This is a genomic window from Streptomyces sp. NPDC003077, assembly GCF_040611095.1.
In the GTDB taxonomy this organism is placed as follows: domain Bacteria; phylum Actinomycetota; class Actinomycetes; order Streptomycetales; family Streptomycetaceae; genus Streptomyces.
The window spans coordinates 1-10,939 of the sequence record NZ_JBEXNM010000126.1 but is presented as its reverse complement, the minus strand read 5'-3'; the positions used below and the strand labels follow the sequence as shown (position 1 = coordinate 10,939).

Sequence of the window (10,939 nt, the reverse complement as noted above, 5' to 3'; positions counted from 1 at the left end):
TCGCCCGGCGCCGGGTCACCGAGCACGTCCGCCGCGGCCGGCCGTCAGGGTCCCGTCAGCGGGGCCCCGCCGATCGGACGGCGGACCGGACGGGCCGGGTCAGCCCAGCCGGATGTGGTGCAGGAGCAACAGCGCGGCCGCCATGTTGGCGGCCGGCACCTCGCCCCTCGCCACCATGTCCGGTACGAGCTTGAGCGGCACCCACTCCCGTTTGTCGGACTCGAAGTCGTCTTCGGGATGGCCCACGTAGACGCCCTCGTCGGACCAGTAGATGTGGTGCCGGGCGTCGGTGAGCCCATTGGACGGCTCGACCGAAAGGAGGTGCTTGAGGGGGCCGGGACGCCACCCGGTCTCCTCCTCCATCTCGCGGGCCGCCGCGCCGGCGATGTCCTCGCCGTCCTCGACGACCCCCGCGGCCAGTTCCCAGCCCCAGGTGTCGGTGATGAACCGGTGCCGCCACAGCAGCAGCACCTCGTTGGCCTCGTTGACCACTGTGGCCACGGCGACGGGCCGCATCCGGATCAGGAAGTGATCCAGATGACGGCCGTCGGGGAGTTCGACATCCGCGAGATTGACCCGGAACCAGCGGTTCTCGTACACGGGCCGCTCCCGGAGATTCTTCCACTGCACGTTGTGCCACCTTCCGCCGATGAGCCGGCAAGGTGACACGAGGCCGGTTCACAGCGGAACGCGCAGCGCCTCGTCGATCAGGTCGGCAGCCTCGGCGGTCGCGGAGCTCCCGGTTTCGGCCAGGTGCTCGCGCACCGCCCGGAGCCGGTCCCGCAGCCGTTGCGACTCCATTCCCCGCGCCCGTTCCGTCATCTGTGCGGCGTTGGCCACGGCCCGGTCCGCGTCCCCTTGGCGCAGCTCGATATGGGTGAGCATGGCCAGCCGGTGGACCCGGCCCCGGTCGTGCGTGGGGGTGTCGACGGCGGCGTCCGCGTGTTCCCGGGCGGACCGGAGGTCGCCCAGGCTCAGCAGGGCCTCCGCCACTTGTACGTTCACCAGGCCCGGCTGGACGTAATCCGTTTCGTCGGGCTCCAGGCCGGGGCGTATCCGTTCCGCCGCCGCCTCGGCACGCCGGATGCACGACAGCGCGCTTCGGCCGTCGCCCAGCCGCGCGTACGCCTTGGCCTGCATGGCGTAGAGGTCCGCGGAGAGCGCCGGGGTGATCTGCGGCCCCGCCGTGCGCAGCGCCGCCTCCGCGAAGGCGACCGCCTGCCGGTACTCCCGTACGAACAGGCACTGGTTGACCAGCAGCGCGATCACGTACGCGCCGAGACCGCGGTCTCCGCTGGCCTTCGCCAGCCGCAGCGCCTGATGGAAATAGCGCTGGGCCAGCCCGAGGGCGTCCGAGTCGTAGGCACAGATTCCGGCGACCGCCACCAGCCCACCGGTGGCGCGGTGGAGCTGGCGCCCCGTCGCGTCGGTGTAGCTCCCCCGCAGCAGCGGCGCCGCCTCGGTGTTGAGGAATCCGACGATGCGCGTTCTGGTCGCTACACCACCCGCCTTCCGGTACATCTGCTCGTAGTGGTTCCGGGCCGCGCGCAGCATCTCGATGTCGGCCATGCTCACGCGCGTCAGGCCTTCCCGTGAGACGTCCGAGTCCTCGGGCGGGTTCTCCCATTCCCATACGGGCATGACCGCCGAGGTCCCGGTGAGGGCGGGGGCGGACAGGACGTGCGGGCGCTGCTGCTCGTCGGAGCGCCACAGGGCGGTGGCCCGCTCGACGAACCCGGACAGCGGGGTGTCCGGCGCGCGGCGCACCCCCGGCCGGCTGAGCCCGATGTCGTCCAGCCCGACGGAGCGGTGCAGCCGTTCGCTGAGCACCTCGCAGATGAGGTCGGGCACCTCGCCGCGGGGCCGCTGGCCTTTCAGCCAGCGGGCGACGGCGGTGTGCTCGTACCGCAGGGCCAGTCCCCGTTGCCGGCCGAGCTGGTTGACGTGCACCGCCAGTCCGGCGTGGGAGATGCCCGCCTCGTCGAGGATCGCGTCGAGCAGGCTGTTGGGCTCCATGGCGCCCTCCCCGTGAGCCCTTCGCCCCGATTGGGCCGTCGGCTCGTAGATATGTCGACTTGTCCGCCCTTTGGGGATCAGCGTAGTCACGCGGGGTTCACACGGGGAGTGAACCGACCGCGCCGCCTTTCGCTCCGGGCGCGGCGCCCCCTGTGCTCCGGCCACTGCTCCGGCGGCGCCCCGCGTGCGCGGCCCACGCCCACTCGGACGAAGGGCCCGGCGGCGGCACCTCCGCACGACCACGACGAAGGGCCCGGTGGTGGTTTCACGTGAAACCACCACCGGGCCCTCAAGTCCCGCGTACCGCAAGGGCGTTACGCGCCCCGCAGCACCGCCCCGGTCCGCTCGACCGCCGTGGCCACGGCGGCGTCACGGGCCGCGGACGCCTCGTCCGCGGTGAGCGTGCGGTCCGGCGCCCGGAACCGCAGCGCGTACGCCAGCGACTTCTTGCCCTCGCCGACCTGCTCGCCGGTGAAGACGTCGAACAGCCGCAGCGACTCCAGCAGCTCGCCCGCGCCCTCGCGCAGCGCCGACTCGACCTCGGCGGCCGGCACCGACGCGTCCACGATCAGCGCCACGTCCTGCGTCGCGACCGGGAAGGTGGAGATGCCGGGAGCCTGGACCACCCCGGTCCCGGCCCGCTCCAGGCGGTCCAGGTCGATCTCCATCGCGCTGGTGCGCTCGGGCAGCCCGAGCGCCTTGGTGACGCGCGGGTGCAGCTCACCGGCGTTGCCGACGAGGATCTCCTCGCCGTCCACGACGGCGAGCAGCGCGGCGCACCGGCCCGGGTGGAACGGCGCGTGCTGGTCCTGCCGGACGATCAGCTCGACGCCCGCCTCGCGAGCCACCGTGCGGCCCGCCTCGATGGCGTCCGCCCAGGTGGCCGGGCGGCCCTGGCCCCACCAGCCGGCCTGCTCGCGGGCGCCGGCCAGGACGACCGCGACGCGGCGCGGCTGCTGCGGCAGCGCGGCGTTGAGCGCGGCGATCTCCTCGTCGGTCGGACGGCGGTCGACGGGCAGCCGGGCGGCCGGCTTCTCGTCACCGGTCGGCCGGAAGACCAGCCCGGTCTCGAACAGCGCGAGGTCGTGCGAGCCCCGGCCGTCGTTCCGGCGCAGCGCCGCGAGCAGCCCCGGGATCAGGGTCGTGCGGAGCGCGGGCTCCTCGTCGGAGAGCGGGTTGACGAGCTTGACCGTGCGGCGGCGCGGGTCGTCGTCCTCGATGCCGAGCTGGTCCAGGACGGCGTCGCCCATGAACGGGTAGTTCAGCACCTCGACGTACCCGGCGCCGGCCAGCGCGCGGCCGACCCGGCGGTGCAGGCGCTGGCGCTCGGTGAGCCCGCGCCCGGCCGGCGGCTGCGGCAGCGTGGAGGGGAGGTTCTCGTAGCCCTCCAGGCGGATGACCTCTTCGGCCAGGTCGTTCGGGTCGGCGAGGTCGGGGCGCCAGGACGGCACCGTGACGACCAGTTCGTCCTGCCCGTACACGTCGCAGCCGACCTGCTGGAGGCGGCGGACCACCGTCTCCCGGCCGTAGGCGACGCCCGCCACCTTGTCGGGGTGGTCGGCGGGGACGGAGATGGTGCGCGGGGCGCTCGGCGAGCTGAGCTCGGTGACGCCGGCCTCGGCCGTGCCCCCGGCGAGCAGCACCAGCAGGTCGGCGGTGCGCTGCGCCGCGGCCGAGCCGGCCTGCGGGTCCACGCCGCGCTCGAACCGCTTGGCCGCCTCGGAGGACAGCTTGTGCCGGCGGGCGGTGCGGGCGATGGCGACCGAGTCGAAGTGCGCGGCCTCGATCACGATCTCGGTCGAGCCGTGCACCTGGCCGGTCTCCGGGTCGGTCGCGTACTCCGCGATCTCGGTGTCCGCGCCGCCCATGACGCCCGCCAGCCCGATGGGGCCGCGGTTGTCGACGATGACCAGGTCCTCGGGGTCCAGGACCCGCTGCGCCCCGTCCAGGGTGCGCAGCTTCTCGCCCGGCTGGGCCCGGCGCACGCCGATGGTGCCGTCCAGACGCGTGCGGTCGTAGGCGTGCAGCGGCTGGCCGAGCTCCAGCATGACGTAGTTGGTGACGTCCACCGTGAGCGAGATCGGCCGCATGCCGGCCTTCTGGAGCCGCCGCTGGAGCCAGATCGGCGAGCGGGCCTCGGGGTTGAGGCCGACGACCGTACGGGCCGTGAAGCGGTCGCAGCCCATCGGGTCGTCGATCTTCACGGGGTAGCCGTAGGAGTTCGGCGGCGGCACGTCCAGCAGCGCGGGGTCGCGCAGCGGCAGGCCGTAGGCGATGGCGGTCTCGCGGGCGACGCCGCGCATGGACAGGCAGTCGCCGCGGTTGGCGGTGACGGCGATGTCCAGCACCTCGTCGACCAGCTCCAGCAGCGCGATCGCGTCGGTGCCGACCTCGATCTCCGGCGGCAGCACGATGATGCCGTGCGTGCCGTCGTCGCCCATGCCCAGCTCGTCGCCGGAGCAGATCATGCCCTCGGAGACCTTGCCGTAGGTCTTGCGGGCGGCGATCCGGAAGTCGCCGGGCAGCACGGCGCCGGGCAGCGCCACGACGACCTTGTCACCGACGGCGAAGTTGCGCGCGCCGCAGACGATGTTCTGCGGCTCGCCGGTGCCGTTCGCCCGCGCGACGTCCACCTGGCAGAACCGGATCGGCTTCTTGAAGCCCGTCAGCTCCTCGATGGCCAGGACCTGGCCGACGACCAGCGGGCCGGTGAGGTCGGCGCCGAGCCGCTCGACGGTCTCCACCTCCAGCCCGGAGGCGATGAGCTTGGCCTGCACGTCACGACCGGTCTCACCGGCCGGCAGGTCGACGTACTCCCGCAGCCAAGAAAGCGGGACCCGCATCAGATCTCCATCCCGAACGGCCTGGTGAAGCGCACGTCACCCTCGACCATGTCTCGCATGTCCTCGACGTTGTGGCGGAACATCAGCATCCGCTCGATGCCGAACCCGAAGGCGAATCCGCTGTACTTCTGGGGGTCCACACCGCAGGCGGTCAGCACCCGCGGGTTGACCATGCCGCAGCCGCCCAGCTCGATCCAGCCCTCGCTGGAGCAGGTGCGGCAGGGGTGCTCCGGGTCGCCCACGGAGGTGCCGCGGCACACGTAGCAGACCATGTCCATCTCGGCGGACGGCTCGGTGAAGGGGAAGTAGTTCGGCCGCAGCCGGGTCTGCATCCCCTCGCCGAACAGCGCCCGGACCATGTGGTCCAGGGTGCCCTTGAGGTCCGCCATGGTCAGGCCCTCGTCGATGGCCAGCAGCTCGACCTGGCTGAACACCGGGGTGTGGGTGGCGTCCAGCTCGTCGGTGCGGTAGACGCGGCCGGGGCAGATCACGTACAGCGGCGGCTCGCGGTCGAGCATGCTGCGGATCTGCACGGGCGAGGTGTGGGTGCGCAGCACCACGCCGGTGCGGTCGGCGTCGCCCACCGCGTTGCCGGCGCCCTCGATGAAGAAGGTGTCGTGCGTCGTGCGGGCCGGGTGGTCCGGCGAGAGGTTCAGCGCGTCGAAGTTCAGCCACTCCGACTCGACCTCGGGGCCCTCGGCGACCTCGTAGCCCATGGCCACGAAGACGTCCTCGATCCGCTCGGACAGGGTCGTCAGCGGGTGCCGGGCACCGGCCGGAACGCGGTCGTAGGGCAGCGTGACGTCCACCGCCTCCTCGACCAGGACGCGCGCGTCCCGCTCGGCCTCCAGCTCCGCCTGGCGCACCTTGAGCGCCTGGCCGACCTGGCCGCGGGCCTGGCCGACGCGCTTGCCGGCGTCCGCCTTCGCGTGCGGCGGCAGCGCGCCGATCTCGCGGTTGGCCAGGGCGAGCGGCGAGCGGTCGCCGCTGTGGGCGACCTTCACCTCACGCAGCGCGTCGAGGTCCGCGGCGGCGGCGATGGCGGCCAGCGCCTCGTCCCGCACGCGGGCGATCTCTTCCGGTTTCAGTGCCTCGACCTCGACAGGGTCGTACGACTTATTGGGTGCGGACATCTCTTCCCGTGCTTCCGATTGGCTGCGCTCCGCGCCTCGACTCTGGTACGAGGCGGCCGAAGCCGAGCTGGGCGCGCGGCTTGCCCCCGACGCTTGTATGCCAAAGGTGCCAAAGGGCAAGTCTAAGGGGACACCCGCCGCGCCCGGTCAAAGGCCCCTGGTCGAAGGCGCCCGCCGGCGGGACTCAGGCCAGGAAGGCGGGAGTGCCGGCGGGCAGGGTAAATCGGAACTGCGCGCCGCCGGCCGGCGCCCGGCCGACCGTGATCACCCCGCCGTGCGCTTCCACGATGCCTTTGACGATGTAGAGGCCCAGCCCGGTGCCGCCGCGCTTGCTGCCCCGCCAGAAGCGGGTGAAGACGCGGCTCATCGACTCCTCGGGGATGCCGGGGCCCTCATCGCTCACGGTGACGGTCGTTCCTTCCGCGCCGCTGCCGGTGCTCTCGCTCGTGGACGGTCGTACGTCGATGGTGACGGTTCCCTCACCATGGCGCACCGCATTTTCCAGCAGATTGCCCAAGACCTGATCGACCTTGTCCGGATCGGCCCACAGATCGGGCAGCGGCTCCCGCATGCGGATCAGGAAGCGGTCCGCCTGCTGCCCGGCCGTCGTCTGCGCCCGCACGTGCCGGCGCACCGCCGCCACCATGTCCACCCGCTCCCGGCGCACCTCCAGGCGGCCGGAGTCGATCCGCGAGATGTCCAGCAGCTCCGCGATCAGACGGGTGACGCGGTTGGCGTCGGCGTCCACCGTCTCCAGCATCAGCCGCTTCTGATCGTCGGTGAACCGTTCCCACTTCTGCAGCAGCGTGGCCGTGAACCCCTTGACGGAGGTCAGCGGGGACCGCAGCTCGTGCGCGACGGTGGCGATCAGCTCGGCGTGGCTCAGCTCGGTGCGGCGCCGCGCCTCGGTGCCGCGCAGCCCGACCACCAGGCGGCGGACCGGCCCGGTGGGCCCGGCGCGCACGTAGCGCACGGAGACCAGCACCTCGCGCCCGCCCAGCAGCAGGTTGCGCTCCGGCTGGCCGCTGCGGATCGCCAGCCCGCCGTACGGGTCGGTGAGCTGCCACCAGCGGCGGCCTTCGAGGTCCTGGAGAGGCAGCGCCCGCTCCAGGGGGCGGCCCAGCGCCTCATGGGCGGCGATGCCGGTGACGCGGGCGGCGGCGGCGTTGAAACAGATGACCCGGCCGGTCTCGTCCGCAACCACCAGGCCGTCGGGCAGATCGTCCGGGTCCAGACCGAGGCCGGTGAAATCCGGGGCGGCCACCGGCGCGGAAACGCGCGCCGGGGCGCTGGATGGGCAAGGGTCGGCTGCGACTGTCGCGGAAGTCCTCACATTCATCCCCGTTACCCCCTTCCGGGCCTCCGGGCACGCCACCCTACTAGGGTCTGCCGTCAAAGTGGCGCCTGCCGGGCGCCGCTCCCCCAGCCTCCGGCTGGGAGGCGCCCCCGGGCACGCACGCTCGCCGCGTTGCCGGGACCGCCCCGGTACACCCGGTACCGGGGAGACCCTCCGCCCTGCGATCGCACGCACTGGGGGTCCGCCCGGCCGGAGGCTGGGGGAGACGCCCGGCCCGCCCTCCGGGCGAACGACGCCGCTTCGACGGCGGACCCTACTCGGCGGAGCCGGAGCGGCACCCTCCGGGAGCGCGCTGCGCGCGGGCGGAGGCGTACAGGCACACCGCGGCGGCCGTCGCGAGATTCAGGCTCTCGGCGCGCCCGTGGATGGGCACCCGCACCACGGCGTCCGCCAGCGCCCGGGTCTCCTCCGGCAGGCCCCACGCCTCGTTGCCGAAGACCCAGGCCGAGGGGCCGCCCATGGTGCCGTCGTCCAGCTCCGCGTCCAGGTCGCGGTCGCCCGCGCCGTCCGCCGCCAGGATGCGCACCCCGGCGTCCCGCAGCCCGCCGACCACCTGCTCGACGGGGACGCCGACGGCCACCGGGAGGTGGAAGAGGGAGCCGACGGAGGCCCGTACGGACTTGGGGTTGTACAGGTCCACCGAGGCGTCGGTGAGCACCACCGCGTCCGCGCCCGCGGCGTCCGCGCAGCGCAGCACCGTCCCGGCGTTGCCGGGGTCGCGGACGTTGGCGAGCACCGCGACCAGCCGCGGCCGGGCGGCGAGGATCTCCTCGAAGGGCGAGTCGAGGAAGTGGCAGACGCCGAGCAGCCCCTGCGGGGTGACCGTCTGCGAGATGTCGGCGATGGTGCGGTCGTCGGCGAAGTGGACGGCCACCCCGGCGTCACGCGCCGCGTCGACGATCTCGTGGTGCCGCTCGGCGGCCTCGACGGTCGCGAACAGCTCGATCAGCGTGGGCCGCCCGCCGGTGCGGTGCGCGATCGCCTCGCGCACGGCCTGCGGGCCCTCGGCGATGAACCGGCGTTCCTTGCCGCGCAGGTTGCGGCGGGCCAGCCGCCGGGCGGCGGCGACGCGCGTGGAACGCGGGGAGATCAGCTCGGGGGTGCCCATGGGCGGCGGCTCGCTTCTGTGGTGTTTCCGGTGGTGCGGGGGTCGCGGGGACGTCCCGAGGGGAAATGGCGGCGGACCCGCAGGCCGGGGCCTGCGGGTCCGCTCACACGGTCCGTGGGGACGGTGCTCAGGCAGCCTTGGGAGCGTTGACGTCGCTCGGCAGCGCCTTCTGGGCCACCTCGACGAGCGCCGCGAACGCGTTGCCGTCGTTGACCGCGAGCTCGGCCAGGATCTTGCGGTCGACCTCGACGTTGGCGGCCTTCAGACCCTGGATGAAGCGGTTGTAGGTCATGCCGTTGGCGCGGGCAGCGGCGTTGATGCGCTGGATCCACAGCTGACGGAAGTCGCCCTTGCGCTTCTTGCGGTCGTTGTAGTTGTAGACGAGGGAGTGGGTGACCTGCTCCTTCGCCTTGCGGTAAAGGCGGGAACGCTGGCCGCGGTAGCCGCTGGCCTGCTCGAGGATCGCCCGGCGCTTCTTGTGGGCGTTGACTGCCCGCTTGACGCGTGCCACTTGTTAACTCCTTGTAGCGGGGCCGCGGTGGTGTTCACACGGCCCGAATCGAATGGGTCCCGGTCCAGGTCCTGCGCCCCGATGTCGTGCGGGGCGCGGACTCACTTGCCGAGAAGCTTCTTGATCTTCGCGGCGTCGCCCGGGGCCATCTCGGCGTTGCCGGTGAGGCGACGCGTCACACGGGACGACTTGTGCTCAAGCAGGTGGCGCTTGCCGGCGCGCTCGCGCATCACCTTGCCGGAGCCGGTGACCTTGAAGCGCTTGCTGGCACCGCTGTGCGTCTTGTTCTTCGGCATGCGCCGTTCTCTCCTCGTCAGTGGCGCCCCCACCGGTCCGGGGACCGGCGCGCGGGGGCGTCAGTGTGTATCGGTTGTCAACCGGGGCGGGGACCCCGGCGCTCATCCGGGGCTCGCGCCCTGGATCACGCCTCGGCGGGCTCCTCGGCGTTCTGTTCCGCGGGAGCAGAACCCTGGCGCTCCGCCTTGCGGGCGGCCTGCGCCTCGCGGGCCTCGGCCATCGCCTCGGTCTTCTTCTTGTGCGGACCGAGGACCATGATCATGTTGCGGCCGTCCTGCTTCGGGTTGGACTCGATGAAGCCCAGCTCCTGGACGTCGTTCGCGAGCCGCTGGAGCAGTCGGAAGCCCAGCTCGGGGCGGGACTGCTCGCGACCACGGAACATGATCGTGATCTTGACCTTGTCACCCTGCTTGAGGAACCGGACGACGTGACCCTTCTTGGTGTCGTAGTCGTGCGGGTCGATCTTCGGCCGGAGCTTCATCTCCTTGATGACCGTGTGCGCCTGGTTCTTGCGCGCCTCACGGGCCTTCATGGCCGACTCGTACTTGAACTTTCCGTAGTCCATGAGCTTGCAGACCGGCGGGCGGGCGTTCGCCGCCACCTCGACCAGGTCGAGGTCGTACTCCTGCGCAAGCTCCAGGGCCTTGGCAAGCGGCACAATGCCGACCTGCTCGCCACTGGGACCGACGAGTCGCACCTCAGGGACGCGAATCCGGTCGTTGATGCGGGGCTCGGCGCTGATGGATCCTCCTCGGTAGCACCACGCGACGGCCTGGCGGACCGCCCCGTAACGTCTGTTTCGATGTGACCAACCGCGCCGACGCACAAAAAATGCCCCGGACGGACGCAGGCGGGGCTCCAGAATGGCTCGGGAGCACCACCGCGACATCGCACGGGGCGCAGCCTGACCTGTGACCCGCCGACCTGAAGCCGGAGCGGGTGGGAGACGGAGCCTCCACTTGCGGGCCGGGCACGTAGCACCCGACCGGTCGGAACACCAGAGTACACCAGTCAAGGGGCCGCCCCCACTCGCGTGTGCGAGGAACGGGCGTGGTCGAGCGTGCCCCGTGAGGCGTACGTGGACGGTGCGGCGCGAGGGGCGGCCTCGGGCGGCGCGGACTCCCCCGTCCGGGTTCCGCCAGGGCCCGCACCCGTACGCGCGTGCGCGGGCCATAGGGTGAACCCGATCCCCTACCAGGAAGTGAAGCGCGAAGCCATGAGCGAGCAGACCCCGTCGCAGCAGCCCGATCCGTCGAACCCGGACTTCGACGCCCTGACCCGCGACATCGCGGACGTCCCGGCCGTCGAGGTGATCACGACGGTGGCGGTGCACCTGATGAGCTCGGCGGCGGTCAACCTCGGCCTCGCCGAGGACGGCGAACAGCACAAGGACCTGGACGAGGCGCGCAAGCTCATCCACGCGCTGGCCGGCCTGGTGACGGCGAGCGCCACCGAGATCGGCTCGTACCACGCGGCGCCGCTCCGGGACGGCCTGAAGTCGCTCCAGCTCGCCTTCCGCGAGGCCTCGGTGGTCCCGGACGAGCCGGGCCAGGGCCCCGGGGAGAAGTTCACCGGGCCGGTCTACGGGTAGGCGTCCGGCAGGTCTCCCCATAGGAAGGGCCGCCACCCCGGAACGTTCCGGGGTGGCGGCCCGTGGTCGTCACCCCACGGTCC

The 10,939-nt window shown here is 72.4% G+C and carries 10 protein-coding genes; 1 reads left to right on the top strand and 9 read right to left on the bottom strand.

Annotated features, from left to right (window positions below):
* Positions 1-99: 99 nt before the first annotated feature.
* The 9 genes from ABZX96_RS37520 to infC all read right to left on the bottom strand — a co-directional run bounded on the left by ABZX96_RS37520 (position 100) and on the right by infC (position 10,007).
* On the bottom strand, positions 100-630 hold the full coding sequence (locus ABZX96_RS37520; protein ID WP_355553990.1) for an NUDIX hydrolase: 531 nt from the start codon (positions 628-630) through the stop codon (positions 100-102).
* A 48-nt stretch (positions 631-678) separates the two neighbouring features.
* Positions 679-2,016, bottom strand: a complete 1,338-nt coding sequence (locus ABZX96_RS37515; protein ID WP_355553987.1) for a transcriptional regulator — start codon at positions 2,014-2,016, stop codon at positions 679-681.
* A gap of 314 nt (positions 2,017-2,330) precedes the next feature.
* Positions 2,331-4,859, bottom strand: coding sequence for a phenylalanine--tRNA ligase subunit beta (gene pheT / locus ABZX96_RS37510; protein WP_355553985.1), 2,529 nt, complete (start codon positions 4,857-4,859; stop codon positions 2,331-2,333).
* Complete coding sequence (gene pheS, locus ABZX96_RS37505; protein WP_355553983.1) at positions 4,859-5,992, bottom strand: phenylalanine--tRNA ligase subunit alpha; 1,134 nt, start codon at positions 5,990-5,992, stop codon at positions 4,859-4,861. Before pheS ends, pheT begins: the two co-directional genes overlap by 1 nt.
* 184 nt (positions 5,993-6,176) lie before the next feature.
* Complete coding sequence (locus ABZX96_RS37500; protein ID WP_355553980.1) at positions 6,177-7,331, bottom strand: ATP-binding protein; 1,155 nt, start codon at positions 7,329-7,331, stop codon at positions 6,177-6,179.
* 271 nt (positions 7,332-7,602) lie between these two features.
* The gene (locus ABZX96_RS37495) at positions 7,603-8,457 is read right to left on the bottom strand and encodes an RNA methyltransferase (RefSeq protein WP_355553977.1); all 855 of its coding nucleotides are present in this window, start codon (positions 8,455-8,457) and stop codon (positions 7,603-7,605) included.
* Positions 8,458-8,584: 127 nt separating this feature from the next.
* Positions 8,585-8,968, bottom strand: coding sequence for a 50S ribosomal protein L20 (gene rplT, locus ABZX96_RS37490; protein ID WP_355553974.1), 384 nt, complete (start codon positions 8,966-8,968; stop codon positions 8,585-8,587).
* A gap of 101 nt (positions 8,969-9,069) precedes the next feature.
* Complete coding sequence (gene rpmI / locus ABZX96_RS37485) at positions 9,070-9,264, bottom strand: 50S ribosomal protein L35 (protein ID WP_030017691.1); 195 nt, start codon at positions 9,262-9,264, stop codon at positions 9,070-9,072.
* A gap of 125 nt (positions 9,265-9,389) precedes the next feature.
* Positions 9,390-10,007 (bottom strand): translation initiation factor IF-3, encoded by a 618-nt coding sequence (infC, locus tag ABZX96_RS37480; RefSeq protein WP_355553993.1) that lies wholly within the window; start codon positions 10,005-10,007, stop codon positions 9,390-9,392.
* A 474-nt stretch (positions 10,008-10,481) separates the two neighbouring features.
* Between infC and ABZX96_RS37475 the strand changes: the two genes are divergently transcribed.
* A complete protein-coding gene (locus ABZX96_RS37475) occupies positions 10,482-10,856 on the top strand; it encodes a DUF1844 domain-containing protein (RefSeq protein ID WP_355553971.1) in 375 nt (124 codons plus the stop codon).
* Positions 10,857-10,939 lie beyond the last annotated feature (83 nt).